This is a genomic window from Mesorhizobium sp. Arg314 (assembly GCF_053714275.1).
This window is the reverse complement of the sequence record NZ_JBSKBP010000002.1, coordinates 96,004-117,461: the sequence shown is the minus strand read 5'-3', so window position 1 is coordinate 117,461 and position 21,458 is coordinate 96,004. Positions and strand designations below refer to the sequence as shown.

27 protein-coding genes are annotated in these 21,458 nt (G+C 63.1%); 15 read left to right on the top strand and 12 right to left on the bottom strand.

What is annotated here, in order from left to right:
* Nucleotides 1–185 precede the first annotated feature (185 nt).
* Complete coding sequence (locus ACWGS9_RS02610) at nt 186–998, bottom strand: VOC family protein (RefSeq protein ID WP_454503752.1); 813 nt, start codon at nt 996–998, stop codon at nt 186–188.
* Between the two features lie 193 nt (nt 999–1,191).
* On the opposite strand from ACWGS9_RS02610, the gene ACWGS9_RS02605 reads away from it, so the two are divergent.
* On the top strand, nt 1,192–1,749 hold the full coding sequence (locus ACWGS9_RS02605; RefSeq protein WP_454503751.1) for an RBBP9/YdeN family alpha/beta hydrolase: 558 nt from the start codon (nt 1,192–1,194) through the stop codon (nt 1,747–1,749).
* 7 nt (nt 1,750–1,756) lie between these two features.
* On the opposite strand, the gene ACWGS9_RS02600 is transcribed toward ACWGS9_RS02605, so the two are convergent.
* Together ACWGS9_RS02600 and ACWGS9_RS02595 are read right to left on the bottom strand one after the other, a co-directional pair.
* Nucleotides 1,757–2,530: an HpcH/HpaI aldolase family protein gene (locus tag ACWGS9_RS02600; protein ID WP_320213563.1), complete on the bottom strand. Its 774-nt coding sequence runs from the start codon at nt 2,528–2,530 to the stop codon at nt 1,757–1,759.
* 219 nt (nt 2,531–2,749) lie between these two features.
* Entirely contained in the window at nt 2,750–3,070 is a 321-nt protein-coding gene (locus tag ACWGS9_RS02595; RefSeq protein WP_454503750.1) for a DUF1476 domain-containing protein, read from the bottom strand.
* A gap of 273 nt (nt 3,071–3,343) precedes the next feature.
* On the opposite strand from ACWGS9_RS02595, the gene purC reads away from it, so the two are divergent.
* From purC to ACWGS9_RS02565, 6 genes are all read left to right on the top strand, one after another.
* Nucleotides 3,344–4,138, top strand: coding sequence for a phosphoribosylaminoimidazolesuccinocarboxamide synthase (purC, locus tag ACWGS9_RS02590; RefSeq protein WP_320213565.1), 795 nt, complete (start codon nt 3,344–3,346; stop codon nt 4,136–4,138).
* Between the two features lie 63 nt (nt 4,139–4,201).
* A complete protein-coding gene (gene purS / locus ACWGS9_RS02585; RefSeq protein ID WP_454503749.1) occupies nt 4,202–4,444 on the top strand; it encodes a phosphoribosylformylglycinamidine synthase subunit PurS in 243 nt (80 codons plus the stop codon).
* An 18-nt stretch (nt 4,445–4,462) separates the two neighbouring features.
* Nucleotides 4,463–4,717 carry a hypothetical protein gene (locus tag ACWGS9_RS02580; protein ID WP_320213567.1) on the top strand — a complete coding sequence of 85 codons (255 nt, stop codon included), beginning with the start codon at nt 4,463–4,465 and terminating at the stop codon, nt 4,715–4,717.
* Nucleotides 4,714–5,382: a phosphoribosylformylglycinamidine synthase subunit PurQ gene (gene purQ / locus ACWGS9_RS02575; protein ID WP_454503748.1), complete on the top strand. Its 669-nt coding sequence runs from the start codon at nt 4,714–4,716 to the stop codon at nt 5,380–5,382. Before ACWGS9_RS02580 ends, purQ begins: the two co-directional genes overlap by 4 nt.
* Nucleotides 5,383–5,422: 40 nt before the next feature.
* Nucleotides 5,423–5,833 (top strand): hypothetical protein, encoded by a 411-nt coding sequence (locus tag ACWGS9_RS02570; RefSeq protein WP_454503747.1) that lies wholly within the window; start codon nt 5,423–5,425, stop codon nt 5,831–5,833.
* 7 nt (nt 5,834–5,840) lie between these two features.
* Nucleotides 5,841–6,503, top strand: a complete 663-nt coding sequence (locus ACWGS9_RS02565; RefSeq protein ID WP_454503746.1) for a Pr6Pr family membrane protein — start codon at nt 5,841–5,843, stop codon at nt 6,501–6,503.
* Between the two features lie 40 nt (nt 6,504–6,543).
* Here the strand turns inward: ACWGS9_RS02565 and ACWGS9_RS02560 are convergent, their stop codons facing one another.
* Nucleotides 6,544–6,885 (bottom strand): DUF1127 domain-containing protein, encoded by a 342-nt coding sequence (locus ACWGS9_RS02560; RefSeq protein ID WP_454503745.1) that lies wholly within the window; start codon nt 6,883–6,885, stop codon nt 6,544–6,546.
* On the opposite strand from ACWGS9_RS02560, the gene ACWGS9_RS02555 reads away from it, so the two are divergent.
* The 6 genes from ACWGS9_RS02555 to ACWGS9_RS02530 all read left to right on the top strand — a co-directional run bounded on the left by ACWGS9_RS02555 (nt 6,884) and on the right by ACWGS9_RS02530 (nt 13,512).
* The gene (locus ACWGS9_RS02555; RefSeq protein WP_454503744.1) at nt 6,884–8,293 is read left to right on the top strand and encodes an aminotransferase-like domain-containing protein; all 1,410 of its coding nucleotides are present in this window, start codon (nt 6,884–6,886) and stop codon (nt 8,291–8,293) included. The two genes, ACWGS9_RS02560 and ACWGS9_RS02555, sit on opposite strands and share 2 nt — an antisense overlap.
* A 162-nt stretch (nt 8,294–8,455) precedes the next feature.
* Nucleotides 8,456–10,687, top strand: a complete 2,232-nt coding sequence (purL, locus tag ACWGS9_RS02550) for a phosphoribosylformylglycinamidine synthase subunit PurL (protein WP_454503743.1) — start codon at nt 8,456–8,458, stop codon at nt 10,685–10,687.
* A 98-nt stretch (nt 10,688–10,785) separates the two neighbouring features.
* Nucleotides 10,786–11,313 carry a hypothetical protein gene (locus ACWGS9_RS02545; protein WP_454503742.1) on the top strand — a complete coding sequence of 176 codons (528 nt, stop codon included), beginning with the start codon at nt 10,786–10,788 and terminating at the stop codon, nt 11,311–11,313.
* A 76-nt stretch (nt 11,314–11,389) separates the two neighbouring features.
* Nucleotides 11,390–11,623, top strand: coding sequence for a BolA/IbaG family iron-sulfur metabolism protein (locus tag ACWGS9_RS02540; protein ID WP_454503741.1), 234 nt, complete (start codon nt 11,390–11,392; stop codon nt 11,621–11,623).
* Nucleotides 11,624–11,771: 148 nt separating this feature from the next.
* Nucleotides 11,772–12,107, top strand: a complete 336-nt coding sequence (gene grxD, locus ACWGS9_RS02535) for a Grx4 family monothiol glutaredoxin (protein ID WP_454503740.1) — start codon at nt 11,772–11,774, stop codon at nt 12,105–12,107.
* Nucleotides 12,108–12,351: 244 nt separating this feature from the next.
* Nucleotides 12,352–13,512: a multidrug effflux MFS transporter gene (locus ACWGS9_RS02530; protein ID WP_454503966.1), complete on the top strand. Its 1,161-nt coding sequence runs from the start codon at nt 12,352–12,354 to the stop codon at nt 13,510–13,512.
* A gap of 21 nt (nt 13,513–13,533) precedes the next feature.
* Here the strand turns inward: ACWGS9_RS02530 and ACWGS9_RS02525 are convergent, their stop codons facing one another.
* From ACWGS9_RS02525 to rpsD, 4 genes are all read right to left on the bottom strand, one after another.
* The gene (locus ACWGS9_RS02525; RefSeq protein ID WP_454503739.1) at nt 13,534–13,941 is read right to left on the bottom strand and encodes a hypothetical protein; all 408 of its coding nucleotides are present in this window, start codon (nt 13,939–13,941) and stop codon (nt 13,534–13,536) included.
* 77 nt (nt 13,942–14,018) lie between these two features.
* The gene (locus ACWGS9_RS02520; RefSeq protein ID WP_454503738.1) at nt 14,019–14,846 is read right to left on the bottom strand and encodes an inositol monophosphatase family protein; all 828 of its coding nucleotides are present in this window, start codon (nt 14,844–14,846) and stop codon (nt 14,019–14,021) included.
* Complete coding sequence (gene ttcA, locus ACWGS9_RS02515) at nt 14,836–15,726, bottom strand: tRNA 2-thiocytidine(32) synthetase TtcA (protein WP_454503737.1); 891 nt, start codon at nt 15,724–15,726, stop codon at nt 14,836–14,838. The genes ACWGS9_RS02520 and ttcA overlap by 11 nt, the downstream gene beginning before the upstream one ends.
* A gap of 103 nt (nt 15,727–15,829) precedes the next feature.
* A complete protein-coding gene (gene rpsD / locus ACWGS9_RS02510) occupies nt 15,830–16,447 on the bottom strand; it encodes a 30S ribosomal protein S4 (RefSeq protein WP_320213576.1) in 618 nt (205 codons plus the stop codon).
* A 373-nt stretch (nt 16,448–16,820) separates the two neighbouring features.
* Between rpsD and ACWGS9_RS02505 the strand changes: the two genes are divergently transcribed.
* On the top strand, nt 16,821–17,021 hold the full coding sequence (locus ACWGS9_RS02505) for a hypothetical protein (RefSeq protein ID WP_454503736.1): 201 nt from the start codon (nt 16,821–16,823) through the stop codon (nt 17,019–17,021).
* 73 nt (nt 17,022–17,094) lie between these two features.
* Here the strand turns inward: ACWGS9_RS02505 and ACWGS9_RS02500 are convergent, their stop codons facing one another.
* On the bottom strand, nt 17,095–17,277 hold the full coding sequence (locus tag ACWGS9_RS02500; RefSeq protein ID WP_454503735.1) for a DUF3008 family protein: 183 nt from the start codon (nt 17,275–17,277) through the stop codon (nt 17,095–17,097).
* Between the two features lie 144 nt (nt 17,278–17,421).
* On the opposite strand from ACWGS9_RS02500, the gene ACWGS9_RS02495 reads away from it, so the two are divergent.
* Nucleotides 17,422–18,807, top strand: a complete 1,386-nt coding sequence (locus ACWGS9_RS02495) for an RNB domain-containing ribonuclease (RefSeq protein ID WP_454503734.1) — start codon at nt 17,422–17,424, stop codon at nt 18,805–18,807.
* Here ACWGS9_RS02495 and murI read toward each other — a convergent pair.
* The 3 genes from murI to ACWGS9_RS02480 form a co-directional block, all read right to left on the bottom strand.
* Entirely contained in the window at nt 18,804–19,604 is an 801-nt protein-coding gene (gene murI, locus ACWGS9_RS02490; RefSeq protein ID WP_454503733.1) for a glutamate racemase, read from the bottom strand. The two genes, ACWGS9_RS02495 and murI, sit on opposite strands and share 4 nt — an antisense overlap.
* Nucleotides 19,605–19,837: 233 nt before the next feature.
* Nucleotides 19,838–20,446: a hypothetical protein gene (locus ACWGS9_RS02485; RefSeq protein WP_454503732.1), complete on the bottom strand. Its 609-nt coding sequence runs from the start codon at nt 20,444–20,446 to the stop codon at nt 19,838–19,840.
* Between the two features lie 81 nt (nt 20,447–20,527).
* Complete coding sequence (locus ACWGS9_RS02480) at nt 20,528–21,376, bottom strand: RNA methyltransferase (RefSeq protein ID WP_454503731.1); 849 nt, start codon at nt 21,374–21,376, stop codon at nt 20,528–20,530.
* Nucleotides 21,377–21,458 lie beyond the last annotated feature (82 nt).

The window sequence follows — 21,458 nt, the reverse complement described above, 5'->3', positions numbered from 1 at the left end:
CGACAAGCCACCTTCTCCCACAAGGGGAGAAGGAAGAATCCGGTGCCTGCATCTCGGCTAATCGCCAGCCTCTACGATTGACGGTAACGCTGGCGCAGCTTGCCTTCTCCCCTTGTGGGAGAAGGTGGATCGGCGCTTTGGCGCCGAGACGGATGAGGCGTGCTCCAGCCTGACGCAGCCCTGGCTCAAGCCTTGCCTGGCACGGTCCTAATCATCGTGCCCCACGGATCCTCGCTGCCCGTCTCGGCCTTCACATTGTTCGAGCGCATCTCGACCCAGGCGAGTCCTGAGCGGGACGGATCGCGACGGCCGGCGCCGGCGCTCTGCCAGGCATTGGCGCCGATATGGTGATGGTAATGGCCGGACGACAGGAACACCGCCTGGCCGCCATATTTGGCGACGGTGTCGAAGCCGAACTGGTCATGCCACCAGGCTTCCGCATCCTCCGGCCGGCCGACGCGCAGATGCACATGGCCGACAATGGTGTTTTCCGGCGCGCCCTGCCAGCCGGCATCGCCCGCCGGCACGCTGCCGACCACCGCCTGAAGGTTCAGCCGCTCGGTCGCCATGGCGATACGGTCGCCGTTCCATTTCCAGTCCTGAGGGCTGCGGTCGGCATAGATCTCGATGCCATTGCCCTCCGGGTCGGTCAGATACAGCGCTTCGCTGACCAGATGGTCCGAGGCGCCCTCGATGCCGATGCGGTTGGCGGCGGCGTGGCTGATCCAGCGGCCGAGATCGGCGCGTGACGGCAAAAGGAAAGCGGTGTGGAAAAGACCGGCGCTGCGCGGATCGTCCGGCTTGGCCGAAGAATCCGCTTCGAGCACCAGCAATGGTCGGTTGGCGGCGCCAAGCGTGATTGCCCCGTCGGCGCGGCTCAGTTCCTGCAGACCGACAACGGCGCGGTAATAGGCAGCCAGGCTCTCGGCGTCGCGCGCCTTCAACCCCACGCGCGACACGCTGACCGGGGTGGTCGCGGCAAAAGGCAATTCGCTCATCAAACTCTCCGTTCGGGCGGCGCTCGTTCCCAAGATGGGTTTTTCGGCCACCAGCCATTGTGTTCCCCCTCAAATCGTCGATTACGATCGTTCACACAAGACAGCAAGAATCGAACAAGTTGTTCACAATTGTGATCGCGCCGATATTTGCGACAGGGTTGCAGGCGAGAAGGGCGCTCGCTACATCGGCGCCATGAAAGTCAAAGACACAGATATTTTGATCGTTCCAGGCTACACCAATTCCGGCCCCGAGCACTGGCAGACCCGCTGGCAGTCGAAACTGTCGACAGCCCGCCGGGTCGAGCAGGCGGAATGGACGAAGCCGGTGCGCGAGGACTGGACGGCGAGCGTGGCGAATGCCGTCAATGAAGCCGAACGGCCGGTGGTGCTCGTCGCGCACTCGCTCGGCGTGGCGGCGGCAGTGCAGGCTATCCCGCAATTCAAGAAGCCGGTCGCCGGCGCCTTCTTCGTGGCGCCGCCGGATGTCTCCAATCCGGACATCAGGCCGAGACATCTGATGACCTTTGGCCCCTATTCGCGCGATCCCCTGCCCTTTCCATCCATCGTGATTGCCAGCCGCAACGATCCGTTCTGCGCCTTCGAGATCGCCGAGGACATCGCCGCCGCCTGGGGATCGCTCTTCATCGACGCCGGCGAGGCCGGCCATCTCAACCAGGACGCCGGCTTCGGCCCATGGCCGGAGGGTTCGATGACTTTCGCCAAGTTCCTGACGGAGTTGAAGCAGCCGTAAGGCTCCCTCAGCCGCCGATCGAATCCCGCATGCTTTTCAAAAGGGTTTTTGCGCCGAGCGAGATCAGCGTGTGGTCCGAGCCCATGGCGAGCAGCCGGTAGCCCATCGACACGACGCGGCCGGCAATCGCCGGCTCGATGACGTAGATCGCCGCATGCTTTCCGGCCTTGCGCGTCCGCTCGGCGATCGAAGCGACCGTCTCCATCATGCTTTCCAGCGTCGAATTGATGGTGGTGCCGTTCGACCAGGCGATCGAGAAGTCGGAAGGACCGACGAAGATGCCGTCGATGCCGGGCGTGTCCAAAATGCCGTCCAGCGCCTCGAATGCCGCCCGCGTCTCGACCATCGCGAAGGCCATTGTGCGCTGGTTCGAATCGCGCAGCCATTCGGCATGGTCGCCCTTGCCGTGGCGCGGAAAGGCGTAGGTCGGCCCCCAGGAGCGCTCGCCCAGCGGCGGATACTTCATCGCGGCGGCGAACTGCCGGGCATCGGCCACGGAGTTCACCATAGGCGCGATCACCGCCTCGGCGCCGAAATCAAGCGCGCGGCTCGCCATGTCGAAGCGCCCGACCGGGATGCGCACCAACGCCGGCTTGTTGGCGGCCAGCACAGGCACAAGGCCGCGCAGCACGCTGTCCTCGTGGTGGCCGCCATGCTGCATGTCGAGGGTGACGGCGTCAAAACCCTGCTTGGCAATGATTTCGACCGTCAGCGCGTCCGGCACGCCCGACCAGGCGGTGAACAGCGTTTCGTCGGCGGCCAGGCGGGACTTGAGCGACATCGGAACTTTCCTTGTTAACAATCCGCAGTTTCAGCCGGAAACGACGGGAAGGCAAAGAAAAACCGCCCGGTTATGCCGGGCGGTCGATTGGTCCAGCTAGAGCAATTCCAGGAAAAGTGTGTAACGGTTTTCCGTCCGGAATTGCGTAAAAACAAAGAGATAGAGCATGATGCCGAAAAGTGTGACGCGGTTTTCGGGCGACATCATGCTCATCCAGCCTCAGGCATTCTTGATCTGCTCGATCGCCTGCGCCATCAGCTCGTCCATGGTGCGGCGGATCTGATGGTCGGACTGGTTGACGCCTGCGGCATCGAAATCCTTGCGTATCTTGCGGAAGACATCGTGGTCGCCCGCTTCCTCTATATCGGAGATCACCACTTCCTTGGCATAGGCTTCGGCATCGGCGCCGGATTTGCCCAGCTTCTCGGCGGCCCAGAGGCCGAGCACCTTGTTTCGCCGCGCCTCGGCCTTGAAGCGAAGTTCCTCGTCGAAGGCGAATTTGCGCTCAAAGCCCTCTTCACGGTCTTTCATGCTGCTCATGACGTCCCTCCGATCAATCCGATTCGCCTTCGCTGTGAATATGTGATGGGCAAGCACAAATCAAAAGGCCGCGAGCCGGTCAATATGCTTCGTCGCATGCTGCGCTGCGGCATTTCAGTCCCGAAAGCGGTTGATTCGCGGGATTTGGCGATTGAGCAAACAAGGCGATTGCGATAACACCGGCATTGAACGCTACCGTCGCCATACTAATTTAGGCAGACGGACAGGAAGTGGTCACTTGCCGCCTGCCCGCAGATCCAGAGAAAAAATCAGATGAAAAATCGCCGCCGCATTTACGAAGGCAAGGCCAAGATCCTCTATGAGGGGCCTGAGCCCGGGACGCTGATCCAGTTCTTCAAGGACGACGCCACCGCCTTCAACAAGAAGAAACATGAAGTGGTCGATGGCAAGGGCGTGCTCAACAACCGCATTTCGGAGCACATCTTCAACCACCTGAACCGCATGGGCATCCCGACCCACTTCATCCGCCGGCTCAACATGCGTGAGCAGCTGATCAAGGAAGTCGAGATCATCCCGCTAGAGGTCGTCGTGCGCAATGTCGCCGCCGGCTCGCTGTCCAAGCGCCTCGGTATCGAGGAAGGCACGGTGCTGCCGCGCTCGATCATCGAATTCTATTACAAGGCCGACGCACTCGACGACCCGATGGTGTCGGAAGAGCACATCACTGCCTTCGGCTGGGCAAGCCCGCAGGAAATTGACGACATCATGGCGTTGGCCATTCGCGTCAACGACTTCCTTTCCGGCCTGTTCCTCGGCGTCGGCATCCAGCTCGTCGACTTCAAGATCGAATGCGGCCGCCTGTTCGAGGGCGATATGATGCGTATCGTCGTCGCCGACGAGATTTCGCCGGATTCCTGCCGGCTGTGGGACGTCGCGACCCAGGACAAGCTGGACAAGGACCGCTTCCGCCGTGACATGGGCGGCCTGGTCGAAGCCTATCAGGAAGTTGCCCGCCGTCTCGGCATCATCAACGAGAACGAGCCGCCGCGGCCGACCGGCCCGGTCCTCGTCGCCTCCACCGAGTCGCCCAAGGGCCTGAAGCACTAAATACTGACGGGCCTGCCGGGCAATGGCAGGCCCCTTTCCCAAAAGACCGTACGCCTAGGAGCATTGATGAAAGCCCGTATCACCGTGACCCTCAAGAACGGCGTTCTGGACCCGCAGGGCAAGGCGATCGAGCACGCGCTCTCCGGTCTCGGCTTCGACGGCGTCGGCCAGGTGCGCCAGGGCAAGGTGTTCGACATCGAGCTGGCCAGCACCGACAAGGCCAAGGCCGAGGCCGATCTCAAGGCCATGTGCGACAAGCTTCTGGCGAACACGGTGATTGAGAACTATAGTGTGGCCATAACCTGAGGTTGTGCCGGAGGCACTATGCCGGAAGCCACGAACGAATTGATGTTCGAACTATTGAAGCGTGTGCACCACGAAATTGGTGAGCTTCGCCAAGATGTGTCCGAAACGAAGCGCGAATTGAATGTCATGCGAGGCCACATGGTGGCCACGCAGAGCGACATTCACAACATCTATGGAATTCTGGCCCGTCAGGACGAGCGACTCGAACGCATAGACCGCCGTCTCGACTTGCGGGAACTTGCCGAAAATCAGAGGCCTTTCGAACCAAAATGAAATCAGCCGTTGTCCTCCTGCCTGGCCTCAACCGCGACCGCGACATGATCGCGGCGCTGACCAAGATTTCCGGTCAGGCGCCGGCGACCGTCTGGCAGACCGACACGGAAATCCCTGATGTCGACCTGATCGCCATCCCCGGCGGCTTCTCCTTCGGCGACTATCTGCGCTGCGGCGCGATCGCGGCGCGCATGCCGGTGATGCGGGCGGTCGCCGAAAAGGCCGCCAAGGGCGTCACCGTGATCGGCGTCTGCAACGGCTTCCAGATCCTGGTCGAGGCCGGGCTGCTGCCCGGCGCGCTGATGCGCAATTCCTCGCTGAAATTCGTCTGCCGTCAGGTGAAGCTCCAGATCGCCAACGCCAACACCATGTTCACGCGCGGCTACCAGCCCGGACAGGTCATTCGCTCACCGGTGGCGCATCATGACGGCAACTATTTCGCCGATGCCGAGACGCTTGCCCGGCTCGAAGGCGAAGGCCAGGTGGTGTTCCGCTATGCGGAAGGCACCAATCCCAACGGCTCGATCAACGACATCGCCGGCATCGTCAACGACAAGGGCAATGTGCTGGGCCTGATGCCGCATCCGGAGAACCTGATCGAAGCGGCGCATGGCGGCAATGACGGACGGGCGCTGTTTGAAAGCGCGCTCGGCATCGCGGCCTGATCCTTTGACATCCCTATCGGAACGCGGGGGCGGACTGACCATGAGACCGACGATTGCCCGCCTTGCTCTCCTGGCCGTCGCCGGGCTTGCTTTGGCTTCGTGCCAGTCCAGCCCCAAGACCACGCCGGTTCCGTCGGGCAAAAGCGCCTCGCTGCTTGCCATGGAGCAGGTTGCCATCTCGGCGCACAAATGCTGGATCGCCAGCAAGGATCCCGCCTTCAAGGCCTACCAGATGGCCAATGAGCTCAATTCCTACAGCGGCACGCCGCGCTTCCTGCTGGTGCCCGCCAAGCATTATGGCGGCAAGCCGCTGCTGGTCGTGCAGGCGCAAGGCAATTCCAGCCGCGTCGACGTCTTTGGTCCGCTGATGAACGAGCCGCTCGGCGCGCGCATAGGCTCCGACATCGCTCGCTGGCAGGCCGGCAATCCGTCCTGCGCGGCCGCAGCGTGAGATTGCCATGAGCCGGTTCCTGCAGATGGCGGGACTGGTTATCGGGCTTACCGGGCTCGTCCTGCAATTCGCCATCACCATACCGGCATCGATGGCGGCGGGACGCAGCTTGCTCGGCTCGATCGTCTTCTATTTCAGCTTTTTCACCATCCTGACCAACATCGCGGCGGTGATGGTGCATGCCGCGCTGGTCTCACCGGCCGGCTATGCCTGGTTCCCGGCCTTCGCCGGACAGCGCATGCGGGCCGGCGTCGCGGTCGCCATCACGCTGGTCTTCATCGTCTATACGACCGTGCTGGCAGGCCTATGGCAACCGCAGGGCCTGTTCCTGCTTTGCGACATCCTGCTCCACTACATCACGCCGTTTATCTTCGTCGTGTGGTGGCTCACCACAGGCGCCGACGGGAGCACGCGCTGGCGCGACATCTCCTGGTGGATGATCTATCCGATCGCCTACCTCGCCTATGCGCTGATACGCGCGCCATTCGCCGGCGAAGTACCCTACCCGTTCCTTGACGTAGCCAAGAACGGCGCGGCCAGCGTCGCCGTCTCGGCACTGGCTATCACCGCGTTGTTCGTCGCATTGAGTGTGCTCGCCGTGCTTGTCGATCACGGCATCGGCCGGTTGCGGGGAAAGCCCGCAACCCGGATCGCATCGCGGCGAGGATAGATCGTCAATTGAGGATAGATCGTCACTCGACGATAAACCGTCACTCCCAGAATGCTCTGACGCCTTCGCGATACGCATCGCAACGTGAGATGCCGATATCCTTGAGCTGATCGTCCGTCATCTCCAAGAGTGCAAGACGCCCGCGCCGGCGCTCCAGCATGCGGTGGACTTGCCTCGCGATGGAGCGGAGCACGAGCACGAGGCGACCGATGAAGCCGCGGCGGCTCGGAGCATCGGTCTGCGCGCGAGACGCCTGGCCGGCGTAGCGAATTGTCTCAATTGTATCCATTGTCATTGTGCCTTGTCTCGATTGCACCTTTCCAATCGCGGGTTTGATATGGATTGACTCATCGCGCGGTGCAATATAGAAAATTGTCACCATGACAAATTGGCTCCCTGATCTCTCTTCCGGCTCCGGTCCACTCTATCAGCGCCTTGCTGACAGCATTGAGTCAGATATCGACAAGGGCATCATCGATGCCGGTGCAAAACTGCCGCCGCAGCGCGACCTCGCCTATGATATCGGCACGACCGTCGGCACCATCGGCAGGGCCTATCAGCTGCTGCGCGAACGCGGCCTGGTGAGCGGCGAAGTCGGGCGCGGCACCTATGTGCTCGGCCAGCGCGCCGAGACCCCGAAACCCGAAGTCGAACCGGGCTTGCACGGCACGCGCCTGATCGACGCGCCGAGCGGCAAGCTGCGTTTCGACAGCACCGCCGCGCCCGATGTCGGCCAGGGCGCCGTGATTGCCGACATGCTGGCACGCACGGCGCAGGAACATCCGCACGACATTTCAAGCTACACGCGTGATTTTCCCGAACGCTGGTACGAGGCAGGCAGCCGCTGGCTGGCGCGCAACGCCTTCCGCCCCTCGCCCGATTCAATCGTCCCGACGCTGGGCACCCATGCCGCGGTGATGGCGGCGATCGCGGCGCTGACCATGCCCGGTGACTACGTGGTCTTCGAGCACCTGACCTATTCGCAGATCGCACGCAGCGCCGGGCTGATCGGGCGCCGCATCGCACTGGTCTTGACGGACGAGGATGGCATCGACCCGGACGATTTCGAACGTGTCTGCGCGCAGAAACATCCGAAGGTGATGTTCCTGATGCCGACGGCGAAGAACCCGACACTGGTGACGCTCTCGGCGGAGCGGCGGCAGGCGATCGCGCGGATCGCGCGCGAGTACAATGTCGTGCTGATCGAGGACGATCTTTACGGCGAACTCACCGACGACCCGACACCGCTGCTGGCCGAGTATGCGCCGGAGCGCACGATCGTCGCCGGCGGCCTGTCGAAGTCGGTCGCGGCCGGCGTGCGCGGCGGCTGGCTCTCCTGTCCGCCGACCTATCGCCATCGCATCCGCGTCGCCCACAAGATGATGACCGGCGGCCTGCCCTTCCTGCTGGCCGAGGTCAGCACAAGGCTGGTGATGTCGGGCCAGGCGGGCGAAATCCGCAAGCGCTGCATCGCCGAGATCGAGACACGTCTCGCCATCGTGCGCGACGTGCTGGCGGGGTTCGACATCAAGACAAGGGACAACGTGCCCTTCATCTGGCTGACCTTGCCGGATCCGTGGCTGTCCGGCACCTTCAAGAATGCCTGCCTGGCGCAAGGCTTGCTCATCGACGACGAGGACGAGTTCAAGGCCGGCCGTTCCGAGCAGGTCTTTCACGGCGTACGCTTTGGCGTATCGCAACCCCGGCAAAGCAAGGATGTCGCAGGCGGCGTCGCCGTCATCCGCCGCCTGCTCGACGAAGGCCGCGCCGGCTACGACAGTTTTTCCTGAGCCCGGTCTCGATCAAGCCGGCAAGCCCGATCAAGCCGGCAAGTGTTGGCTACAGAGGCAGTTTTCGGGCGTTTTTCGTCATGCGATGGGGTGTATCGCGCTAAAGCTTGCGATAAGAGGGGACTCGAAAACTCCCCTCTCCACGGACAAAAATCGCCGCTCATGACCATTTCCAATTCCGTGCCGATCACCCCTGAGCTCGTCGCCGCGCATGGGCTGAAGCCCGACGAATACCAGCGCATCCTCGATCTGGTCGGCCGCGAGCCAAGCTTCACCGAGCTCGGCATCTTCTCGGCGATGTGGAACGAGCACTGCTCCTACAAATCTTCCAAGAAATGGCTGCGCACGCTGCCGACGAGCGGTCCGCAAGTGATCCAGGGTCCGGGCGAGAATGCCGGCGTGGTCGACATCGGCGATGGCGACTGCGTGGTCTTCAAGATGGAGAGCCACAACCACCCTTCCTATATCGAGCCCTATCAGGGCGCGGCCACCGGCGTCGGCGGCATCCTGCGCGACGTCTTCACCATGGGCGCACGGCCGGTTGCGGCGATGAACGCGCTGCGCTTCGGTGCGCCGGACCATCCCAAGACCCGCCACCTGGTTGCCGGCGTGGTTTCCGGCGTCGGCGGCTACGGCAATTCCTTCGGCGTCCCGACCGTCGGCGGCGAGGTCAATTTCGACGCGCGCTACAACGGCAACATCCTGGTCAACGCCTTTGCGGCGGGCCTCGCCAAGACCAATGCCATCTTCCTGTCGCAGGCCAAGGGCGTCGGCCTGCCGGTCGTCTATCTCGGCGCCAAGACCGGACGCGACGGCGTCGGCGGCGCCACCATGGCCTCGGCCGAATTCGACGACAAGATCGAGGAAAAGCGGCCGACCGTGCAGGTGGGCGACCCCTTCACCGAAAAATGCCTGCTGGAAGCCTGCCTCGAACTGATGGCGTCGGGCGCCGTCATCGCCATCCAGGACATGGGTGCCGCCGGCCTCACCTGCTCGGCGGTCGAGATGGGCGCCAAGGGCGATCTCGGCATCGAGCTCGATCTCGACAAGGTGCCGGTGCGCGAGGAGCGCATGAGCGCCTATGAGATGATGCTGTCGGAAAGCCAGGAGCGCATGCTGATGGTGCTGCGCCCCGAGAAGGAGCAGGAAGCCGAGGCGATCTTCCGCAAATGGGGGCTCGACTTCGCCATTGTCGGCAAGACCACCGACGACCTGCGCTTCCGCATTATCCATCAGGGCGACGAGGTCGCCAATCTGCCGATCAAGGAACTGGGCGACCAGGCGCCGGAATACGACCGCCCCTGGGTCGAGGCGAAGAAACCCGCGCCGCTTGCCGCAAACGATGCGCCAAAGGCCGATGTCGCCGACGCGCTGCTCAAACTGCTCGGCGGACCGGACCTCTCCTCGCGCCGCTGGGTGTGGGAGCAGTATGACACGCTGATCCAGGGCAATTCGCTGCAGCTTCCCGGCGGCGACGCCGGCGTGGTGCGCGTCGAGGGTCACCCGACCAAGGCGCTGGCCTTCTCCTCCGACGTCACGCCGCGCTACTGCGAGGCCGATCCTTACGAAGGCGGCAAGCAGGCGGTGGCCGAATGCTGGCGCAACCTGACCGCCACCGGCGCCTTGCCGCTCGCCGCCACCGACAACCTCAATTTCGGCAATCCGGAACGGCCCGAGATCATGGGCCAGTTCGTCGGCGCCATTAAGGGCATCGGCGATGCCTGCCGCGCGCTCGGCTTCCCGATCGTCTCCGGCAATGTCTCGCTCTACAACGAAACCAATGGCCGCGGCATCCTGCCCACGCCGACCATCGGCGGCGTCGGCCTCATCGCCGACTGGTCGAAAATGGCGCGCATCGGCTTTGCCGCCGAGGGCCAGATGATCGTGCTGGTCGGCGCGCCGGCGAGCTGGGGCAGCCATCTCGGCCAGTCCGTCTATATGCGCGACATCCATGGCCGTGCCGACGGTCCGCCGCCGCCGGTCGACCTCGAACATGAGAAGCGGGTCGGCGACCATGTGCGCTCGCTGATCGCTTCCGGCATCGTGACATCAGCCCACGACGTCTCCGACGGCGGCCTCGCGGTGGCGCTCGCCGAAATGGCGATGGCGTCAGGCATCGGCGCCACCATTCCCGGCCTCACCGGCACCGACCCGGTCCCGGTCTGGTTCGGCGAGGATCAGGGCCGTTATCTGCTGACGCTGTCGATCGACCCGCAAAGCGGCGAATGGGACAGGATCCGCGAAGAGCAGGGCATGCTCGGCATCTTCGCGCCCTGGATCGGCACCACCGGCGGGCGTGAATTGAAGCTCGGCGAGGCGCGGCCAATCCCGGTCAGCGAGTTGACCGCCGCCCATGAAGGCTGGTTCCCGCGCTTCATGGATCAGGCCAGTTGACGAGGCCAGAAGCATGTCTCCCGAAAGTGTGCAGCGGTTTCGGGAAAAAGACATGCTTAAAACAAAAGACCTAAAGCATGTCGCATAAATCCTTTTTTATGCGACATGCTTTAACCGCCAAGGCGCTGGTTGCAGTCGTCTTCTGGCCGTCGCTGTTCTTCTTCTGGTTTCTCGGACCGTTCGTCTTGTTCCTGCTGTCGACGACCTCGAGCGAGGTCTGTCCACGGCTGGAAACCCGCGCGGAATTCCTTGCCGCGGCCAACGGCACGCTGCCGATGCTCATCGTGCAGAACCTGATTTACGCGGTTCCAGTCGTCTGCCTGGTGCTGTGGAACAGGCTTTCTCCGGATCCCGCACGAGCAACGCACATCGCGACTTGCATCAAGCTCTTCGCAGTCGCCGCGGTGATAGGGGCGGTTTGGGAATATGGCTCGTCCTTGAACTGCGACGGCTACGGCCGGGCCTTCTTCTCAACCGCATGGCAGATGACGAGCTACCTTCCTATCGTCGGCCTGTTGATCAACATCCCGCTCTACGTGCTGGTCTTCAGCCTCGGCCGCGCCTATTCAACGCGCGATGACATCACCGAAGACGGCGTGGTTCATTCCGAGCAGGATAACCCTTAGGCTTCAATCCGGGCTGGAAAGGCTTTAGGCTCATCCGAGTCACACCATACATGCCCGCTTGAAACAGGATTTTGCCATGGCAATGGATGCCCACGACATCGAAAAACTGATCAAGGAAGGCATTCCGGACGCCAGGGTGACGATCCGCGATCTGGCCGGCGACGGCGACCATTATGCCGCCGAAGTGGTGGCGGAAAGCTTTCGGGGCAAGAGCCGCGTGCAGCAGCACCAGATGGTCTATGACGCGCTGAAGGGCAATATGGGCGGCTTGCTGCATGCACTGGCGCTTCAGACCAGCGTCCCGGACTGAGGCCTGCCGCCCCGGGCTTGGCCCAACTCGGCCCATTGCTTGCGCCATTCCAAAGCCGGCGCGGCTAACGTCTTGTTTCAGCCAATCTATGGGTTTATTTGAAGGACATGCTTCGAGCCTGACTCCCACAGGCGTGAAAGGATCGTCCATGACCGGCATCAACGACTACATCGACAATGAAGTGAAGGGCAACGACGTCGTGCTCTTCATGAAGGGCACGCCCGGCTTCCCGCAATGCGGGTTCTCCGGCCAGGTGGTGCAGATCCTCGATTACATCGGGGCCGACTACAAAGGCGTGAACGTGCTCGACTCGGCCGAACTGCGCCAGGGCATCAAGGACTATTCCAACTGGCCGACCATCCCGCAGCTCTATGTGAAGGGCGAATTCGTCGGCGGTTGCGACATCGTGCGCGAAATGTTCCAGGCCGGCGAGTTGCAGGACTTCCTGGTCGAAAAGGGCGTCAGCGTCAAAGGCGCCGCCTGATTCAATTTTTGCTCGCCGGCGCGGAGGCCAACCCTCCGGCCGGCAAGCATAGCCCGGGGCTGCCCCCACCTCGGCAATTTATAGACCCGCATCTCGGGGATGAGACGAACCAGCGCGCCGGCCAGCCGGCGCTTGTTCGTTTGAAAGATCGGACTTTGCCGTGGACAAGCAGGTAGAAGCGTCGCAACGGGCAAGCAGCTTGCCTATTCCGCGCTGGGAATTCATCGCGCTTTGCGCAGCGCTCATGGCACTCAATTCTTTAGCCATCGATATCATGCTGCCGGCGCTGCAGCAGATCGGCGCCTCGCTCGGCGTCGAAAGCGAAAACCACCGCCAATACGTCATCACCGCCTATATTCTCGGCTTCGGCACCGGGCAGCTTTTCTTCGGGCCGATCTCGGATCGTTTCGGCCGCCGCGCGCCGCTGGTCGCCGGTCTGATCATCTATGTCGCGGCGGTTGCCGCCGCCGCTGTCGCACCCACCTTTGCCATCCTGCTCGCCTGCCGTGTCGTGCAAGGCATCGGCGCCGCCGCCACGCGCGTCATCGCCGTCTCGATCGTGCGCGACACGTTCGAAGGTCGCCGCATGGCCGAGGTGATGTCGCTGATCTTCATGGTGTTCATGGCGATCCCGGTCGTCGCGCCCGGCATCGGCCAGTTCATCATGCTGTTCGCCACCTGGCACTGGATCTTCGTCACCATGGCCATCGGGGCGCTGATCGTCTCGGCATGGTCGCTGCTGCGCCTGCCGGAAACGCTGCATCCGGAATACCGCCGGCCATTGACCGCCAACGCGATCGTCGGCGGCTTCCGCATCGTTCTCACCAACCGCGTCGCGGTCTGCTATGCGTTCGCCAGCACCTTCATCTTCGGCGCCATGTTCGGCTTCATCAATTCGGCCCAGCAGATCTATCTGGACGTCTTCCATGTCGGCGAACTGTTCCCGCTGATCTTCGCCGGCGTCGCCGGCGTGCTCGCCTTTTCGAACTTCCTCAACGCTAGGCTTGTCGGGCGGGTCGGCATGCGCCGCCTGTCGCAAAGCGCGCTGCTGCTGTTCCTCGCCATCAGCCTGATATGGCTCGTCGTCTCGCTGAAGATGCAGATGCCGCTCTGGCTGTTCATCGCCTTCTTTGCCGGCGCGATGGTGCCATTCGGCTGCCTCGGCGCGAATTTCAATGCCCTTGCCATGGAACCGCTGGGGTCGCTTGCGGGCACCGCGTCGTCAATCCTCGGCTTCATGCAGACCTTTCTCGGCGGCATCCTCGGCACGCTGATCGGCCAGGCCTACAACGGCACGGTGACGCCGCTTGCCGCCGGCTTCTGCAGCGTCTCGGTCGCTGCTTTGCTGATGATCCTGGTCGCCGAGGGCGGACGGTTGTTCCAGCCACACAACCCGCCGGTGTAAGACCCAAGCAGCACTGTCCAGTTAGGACTTGCCTTCCTCTGCTGCCGCAAAGAGCGGGGAAAGCATGCGGCCCGCGATCGCGCCACCCATGCTGTCGGTGAAAGGCACCGGCAGGGCCTTTTCAAGCGCCTCAAGGACGGAAGCGACGAAAGCTCTGTTCAAACTGTCGTCCGGCCCGAGTTTTGAGAAAGTGGCGCGTGGCTTGCCGATAAGCGTCCCGTCCCGGCGAAGCGAGAACCGCAACGTCAGCGACAGGCCGCCGGTCCCGGGTGGCGGCTGCCAGCAAGCGTAAATAGCGGCCGATATCTCCGCTATGCTGTTGACGGGATCGCGACTGCCGCAGGCGCGTTCCTGCGCCCGGGCTTGCCCGCAACCCGCGTTCACCAAGACGGCGCATGCAAGAGCGGCCATGGCGGACCGGAAGCTCATGGCCATCTCCGGATTGCTTGAAGCGATATCATGTCGGCCCAGCCGATGGGTTGGGAGCGCGGCTGGCAGGACCGATCCTAGTCGGCCCAGAGCTCACGACGCAACTCGTTCCAGCTTTGCTTGTCCGGCGCGACAAGCAGCCCGCCATCGAGATGCGACGGCAGATAGGCGCTGCCGTCGACGCGCGCCGCATGCCCGCCTGCTTCGTGATGGATCAGCGCGCCGGCCAGATGATCCCAGGGCATCAGCTTGTTGTAGAGGACGAAATGCGCGTGGCCGCTGGCCAGCAGCCGGTATTCATGCGCCGCGCAGCGATAGGCAAATTGCGACAGCGTTTTGGTCTGGTTGCGGGCAAGCCGCGAGCGCTCAGGCTCATTGAGAAACTGCCAGGAAACGGAGCCGGTCATCTGCGACATAGGCACCGGTGCGGCAACCCCAACCTTCTCCAGCGCGCCATGCGCATGGCGGATATGGCTGCCGGCGCCTTTGGCGCCAATCAGCCAGTCCTTGCCGACCGGATCGTGGATGATCCCGGCGACGGTCTCGCCGTTGACGACGACGGCAGCCATGACGCCGAACAGCGGCACGCCGGAGGCGAAGTTGAAGGTGCCGTCGACCGGATCGATGACGAAGGCAAGCGCGGCATCGCCCAGGCCTGCAAGCAGCGCCGGATTGTCGGAGCAGGCCTCCTCTCCGACAACCATGGCATCGGGATAGCGCTCGCGCAGCCGGGCGGTGATCAGCTTCTCGGCATTCACATCCGCCTCGGTCACGAGGTCTGCGGCGGACGTCTTCTGGCGGACGTCGCCCTCGCCCAGCCGGCGGAAGCGCGGCATGATTTCGGCCCTGGCCGCTTCGGCGAGAAGCTCGGCCAGCCAGTCGATCGCCTGATCGTCAAATCTCATCGGAAATGTCTTGTCCTGGGTTTGCGTCGAGCCCGGCGAAGTCGAACAGCTTCCTGTCCAACAGATGCGATGGCCGGACATTGGTCATGGCGCGGATCATCGTGTCCTTGCGGCCCGGCATGCGCTTCTCGATGTCGTCGAGCATCGCCTTCATGGCGTTGCGCTGCAGCCCTTCCTGGCTGCCGCAGAGATCGCACGGGATGATCGGGAATTTCATCGCGTTGGCGAATTTTTCCAGATCCGTCTCGGCGTTATAGGCGAGCGGCCGCAACACCATGACGTCGCCCTCGTCGTTGAGAAGCTTGGGCGGCATGGCGGCGAGACGACCGCCGTGGAACAGGTTCATGAAGAAGGTCTCGAGGATATCCTCGCGGTGGTGGCCAAGCACCAGCGCGGAACACCCCTCCTCTCGCGCGATGCGGTAAAGATGGCCGCGCCGCAGCCGCGAGCACAGCGAGCAATAGGTGCTGCCCTGGGGTAATTTGTCGGTCACCACCGAATAGGTGTCCTGATATTCGATGCGGTGCGCGATGCCGTTGGCGTTGAGATAGTCGGGCAGGATGTGTTTCGGGAAATTCGGCTGGCCCTGGTCGAGGTTGCAGGCAAGCAGCTCGACCGGCAGCAGGCCGCGCCATTTGAGATCGAGCAGCAGCGCGAGCAGGCCGTAGGAATCCTTGCCGCCGGAAAGCGCCACCAGCCAGCGCTCGCCGGGCTTCACCATGGCGAAATCCTCGATCGCCTGGCGCGTCAATCTGAGCAGCCGCTTGCGCAGCTTGTTGAATTCGACCGAGGACGGCACGTGGCGGAACAGCGGATGGAAGCCGCCTTCGGCATCATCGTCGATCGGCTCGAGGGTTTTGAGGTCTGGCAGCATATTCATGGCGCCGGCTCCACATTGTCAGCGCTCGGCTTAACGGACCTGGCCAACAAAGAAAAGGCCGCCTCGAGAGGCGGCCCTGGATGTTGCAGCTGATTGATATCGATCAGCGCGAGTAGAATTCGACGACCAGGTTCGGTTCCATCTGCACGGCGAACGGAACGTCCGATAGGCCGGGAACGCGAGCGAAAGTCGCGGTCATCTTGTTGTGGTCGGCTTCGATGTAGTCCGGCACGTCGCGCTCGGCGAGACCGACCGATTCCAGCACGATAACGAGCTGCTTCGACTTCTCGCGCACCTCGATCACGTCGCCCGGCTTGCAGCGATACGAGCCGATGTTGACGCGCTTGCCGTTGACGTTGACATGGCCGTGGTTGACGAACTGGCGGGCGGCGAAAATGGTCGGCACGAACTTGGCGCGATAGACGACCGCGTCGAGACGCGACTCGAGCAGGCCGATCAGGTTCTCGGAGGTGTCGCCCTTGCGGCGGTCGGCCTCCTCATAGACCTTGCGGAACTGCTTTTCCGAAACGTCGCCATAGTGACCCTTCAGCTTCTGCTTGGCGCGCAGCTGCAGGCCGAAGTCGGAAAGCTTGCCCTTGCGGCGCTGGCCGTGCTGGCCGGGGCCGTATTCACGCTTGTTGACCGGGGACTTCGGGCGGCCCCAGATGTTTTCGCCGAGACGGCGGTCGATCTTATATTTCGCGGATTCGCGCTTGCTCATCGCATTCCCTTTCAAAACAACATACCCGAAACCCCATGGCTCCGGGCGAAGGAAACGCGCCCTCCTCTGGCCTCCGTTTTCGAGACCTGACAGGGCTTTCCACGCAAAGCGACGGAAAACCCACGGGACACGTCAAAAGAAACCACCGGGCGTCGCCACCCGGTGTTGGTGGGCCTGTTAAACACAGATTTAACCGCTGTCAAGCTTGTGGCTGGCGGCGCCAAGGGCAACCCTATACCATTCCTGCGTTGCATGCGGTGCTGGATGTGGCGGAAAGTTGTACGCCGGCGGCATCAGGGCGGATGCGGCCACCTTGGCCGCAAGCCCGCCTGATACTTGATCAAGGGACTGGAGCAGAGGAGTCCGAATTCCCATGAAGAAGTTCTTCCTTACCTTGACGGGAGCCGCCGTGTTGGCGGGATCCATGGCGGTCATGACGCCGGAGCCCGCAATGGCCAGGCATTGGCACGGGCACAAGCAGGTGTGCCGCGTCGTGGTGACGAAAAGGGTCGTATGGCGGCATGGCTACCGTCACGTCGTGCGCTACAAGACACGGCACTGCTGGTGGCGCTGACAACTGGCCGCTCGAGCCAATCGAGATAAAGCCCGCGGCCAACCGCGGGCCTTTTTTCGTTCGATCTTGCGATCTATGACTTCTTGCCGGGCAGATCCTTGCGCTTGGTCTCGGCAAATTCCTCGAGCTGCTTTTCGCTCATCGAGTCATACATTTCGCGCGAAGCGCCTTTGAGTTTGCTCTTCTTGGTCTCGCCGCGTTTAGCGGAAAGTGCCGCGCCGGCGGCTTTTTGCTGGGCTTGCGATGTGGCGGGCATGGTGGTTTCTCCTTTGCTGTCAGGAGAAACGCCGCGCTTCAGCGGCAGTTCCAGCGTGAGCGGCTCTGTCCCTCGGAGCTTGCGGCATTGGCGATTTTCGTTGGCGGCCTTCCCGTGTCCGGGAGGCCAGTGTAGGACGGCTGCATGAAATCGCTGACCGATCCCTCACAAGCACTCTCCACCGGCCTCGCGAAAATCCGCACCGAATTCCACGTGCCGGATGGATTTCCGGCGGACATACTGGCGGCCGCGGAGGCGGCGGCCAGACGTGTGCCTGGCCAGCACGCCGATCGCACGGCGATACCCTTCGTCACGCTCGATCCTGCGAGCTCGACCGATCTTGACCAGGCATTCTCGATCGAGGCGAGCGGCGGCGATCTTCTCTTGCATTATGCCATTGCCGACGTGGCCTGGTTCGTCGAGGACGGCGACGCGGTCGATCTCGAAGCCTGGAACCGGGGTGAAACGCTTTACCTGCCGGACGGCAAGGCCGGGCTCTATCCGCCGGTGCTTGCCGAGGCTGCGGCGAGCCTCTTGCCCGATGGACCGAGACCCGCGGTCATCTTCACGGTTCGGGTCGCCGAGGACGGCGCCGTAAAGCTGGATGGCGCGGAACGGGCGATCATCCAAAGCCGTGCGAAGCTCGCCTATGACAGCGTGCAGACCTCGGATGTTCCCACCGGCTTCACCGAGTTGGCGCAGCGCATAGCGGCAAACGAAGATCGTCGTGGCGCTTCGCGCGTCGACCCGCCCGAGCAGGAGGTGGAACGGATCGCCGACGGCTCATTCCGGCTTTCGTTCAGGCCGCTGCTGCAATCCGAGCAGGACAATGCAGCGCTTTCGCTGGCGGCCAACATGGCGATTGCCGACGCCATGCTGGCGCACAAGACCGGGCTGTTCCGGGTTATGTCCGGGCCGGACGCTTCCAAGGTGCAAACACTGCGCAACGCTGCACAGGCGCTCGGCCTGTCCTGGCCGGCCTCCACCGGCTTGCGCGACTATCAGCGCACGCTCGATCCGGCCGATCCCAAACAGGCCGCATTGATGCTGGAAATCCGTCGCGCAGGCAACGGCGCGTCCTACCAACCCTATGTGGAAGGCGTAGTTCCCTGGCATGAAGCGATGGCCGCCACCTATGCCCACGCAACCGCGCCGCTCAGGCGGCTCGCCGACCGTTACGTCGTGCGCTGCACGCTGGCAATTGCCAACGGCCAGCCCGTGCCACAGGCCGTCAACGACGCGTTCGCCAGGTTGCCGAAGGTGATGGGACGCGCGGATGCCCGCGCTTCGCAGATCAACCACGCGGCCATCGACCTCGCCGAGGCGGTCATGCTGAAGGGACACGAGGGTGAGACGTTCAAAGCCGTCGTCACCGATTTCGTCGATCATGGAGTGCGTGTGCAGCTTGCCGACATGCCTGTGGTCGCCACCCTAAAGGCCTCCGGGCTCAGGCAGGGCGACGGCCTGAGCCTAAGGCTGGTCTCGGCAGATCCTGATCAACGCAGCATCGTCTTCGAACCCGCCGTCTAGCGCGCAGCCAGTCCAAAACCCTGGATCAGCCGCCGCGTGGCGAAATCCACCTTGCCCGAGGTGAAGACGGCAAGATCGGGCTCGCTTTCGCCCGATGTCTCTCCGACAGGTTCGAGCAGCGACATGGCGCGCCGCGCGATCGCTTCGGCCGGATCGATCCAGTCGACCGGCCATGGCGCGGTCTTGCGCATGCGGTTGGCGAGAAACGGATAATGCGTGCAGGCAAGCACGACGATGTCGGTGCGATTGCCGTCGCGCTCGAGGAAGCAGGGGGCGATTTCGGCGCGCACCGCTTCCTCGTCGACGAAACCCTGGCGCATGTATATCTCGGCGAGCCCCGCCAGCCGGTCGCTGCCGACCAGGCGCACATGGCATTTCTGCGCCCATTTGCTGATCAGGTCGCGCGTGTACTGGCGCTTCACGGTGCCCGGCGTCGCCAGCACGGAGACGAGGCCGGATCGCGTGCGCTCGGCGGCCGGCTTGATCGCCGGCACGGTGCCGACAAAGGGATGGCCGGGAAATTTGTCACGCAGCGCATCGATCACCAGGGTCGACGCAGTGTTGCAGGCGATGACCGAAATCGCCGGCTGCAGCCGGTCGAGCAATTTGGCGAACAGCGCAAGAATGTGTTCCTTGAGCGCCGGTTCTTCCCATGCGCCGTAAGGAAATGCCGCGTCGTCGGCGACATAGACGAAGCGGCGATCGGGCATCAGCACGCGCGCTTCGCGCAGCACGGTCAGCCCGCCGACGCCGGAATCGAACATCAGGATCGGGCGTTGGCTTGATCGATCGCTCATTTTCATCCGGTCATCAAAGGCGGCAGGGTCCGTGATTGGACCGAGGGCGCTTCTATCGCGAATGATCGTGGTCTTGAAGAGGCGAATGCGAGCAGCTTTTGCGCAGCCGCTAGAGCATGATGCCGAAAAGTGGGAAGCGGTTTTCGGACGACATCATGCTCCATCTCCTGGATTTGGAGTCGGATTCAGATTTCAGGTCGAACAGACCTGAAATCATCCGGCCTAAGGGGCACTCATATGCCGCGCTTGCCGAAGCCGGCCGGGCGCGGCCTGCCGAAGGGCTGCGGCGTGGGCGGAACGCGAGCCGCTGAAGCGGCAGGAGCGGCGGCGCGCGCCGCAGCCGGCGCTGCAGTGCGTCCGGTACGCGTCGATGCCGGCAGCGGACCGTCGAACTCGAAAACATCCGTCAATTCATCGATGTTGCTGCCCGCGACAGGTTTTGCCCACAGGATCGTGCACCAGAGGCCGAATATCGAAAGTCCGAGCAGGTTCAGCCCACCGGGAATGCTCTCGGGATCGCCGAATTTGACGACCAGCAGCACGCCCGCCTGCAGAAGGGCGTAGACGGCGGAAAGGGCGATGTAGGCCCAAAGGATCCAGCGGCGCCCATTGGCGTCGCGGGTGCGGCGCGAGGCAATGTTGCAGCGAAGCGCGACAAAGATGAGGGAAGCGATGAGGACCGCGCCAGCCATGCCCTGACGCGACGGACCAGGCCCCGAATTGATCAGTCCCTCGAAGCCGATCGTGCTGACAATGCAGATAACGATCACCACGGTTTCGGCCAGGGTGAGGCCGACAGAGTAAAGGAAAAAACGCAGTCGACCAATATTGGACGTAAACATGTGCCACCCCCACTATTGCAGCAAGGATGACACACAACCGAATAAAATTCGGTTACTTCAAATGTTCACAGCTTACCGATTTTAACTTTCGTCATCTTTGGCGCGACTGCGCGCGGCGGCCGGCAACCGTCTCGGATCGTCCCCAGGCGAGCCATCGCCGCGCGGCATGGCCGGCGAAAACCTGTCGAGCGACGAGATGATGCCGCGCAGCACCTTGAGCTCCGGCTCGGCGAAGCCCGCGCGCGTCAGCACGGCGCGCAGATTGTCGACCATCTTCGGTTTCTTTTCTTCCGGGCGGAAGTAGCCGCGCATTTCCAGCGCGTTTTCCAGATAGGCGAACAGGCTGTGCAGTTGCTCCTTGGTCGCCGGCGCCAGCTCCGGCCCGGAGAAGTTGGTCCGGGTCTCGTCGGCGAGGCCGGACTTCATCCATTCATAGGACATGAGCAGCACCGCCTGGGCGATGTTGAGCGAGGAAAAGCCGGGATCGACCGGAAAGGTGACGATCTCGTCGGCGAGCCCGACCTCGTCATTGTAGAGGCCGAAGCGTTCGCGGCCGAACAGGATACCGGTGCGTAGCCCGGTCTCAGTGCGCGCCCTGAGCGCCCTGCCCGCTTCGACCGGCCCGCGCACCGGCTTGAAGCCGTCGCGCTCGCGCGCGGTTGTTGCAAAGACGAAGTTGAGGTCGGCGACGGCCGAGGCCAGATCGTCGAAGACCGTGGTGGCGTCGATGACATGGTCGGCGCGGCTGGCTGCCGCCCGCGCCTTCTCGCTCGGCCAGCCGTCGCGCGGGTTCACGAGCCTGAGTTCGGATAGACCGAAATTCGCCATCGCCCGCGCGACCATGCCGATGTTCTCGCCGAGCTGCGGCTCGACCAGGATGATCGCCGGTCCGGCGGAGACGGTTTTGGTTGTATTTTCGGTGGCTGGCATGGCTGTGGGTAACCGGGGTTTGCGGCGTTTCGGCGTCCCCTGCCACATCCGGCCCGGAAAATGAAGCATTCACGACAGCGGC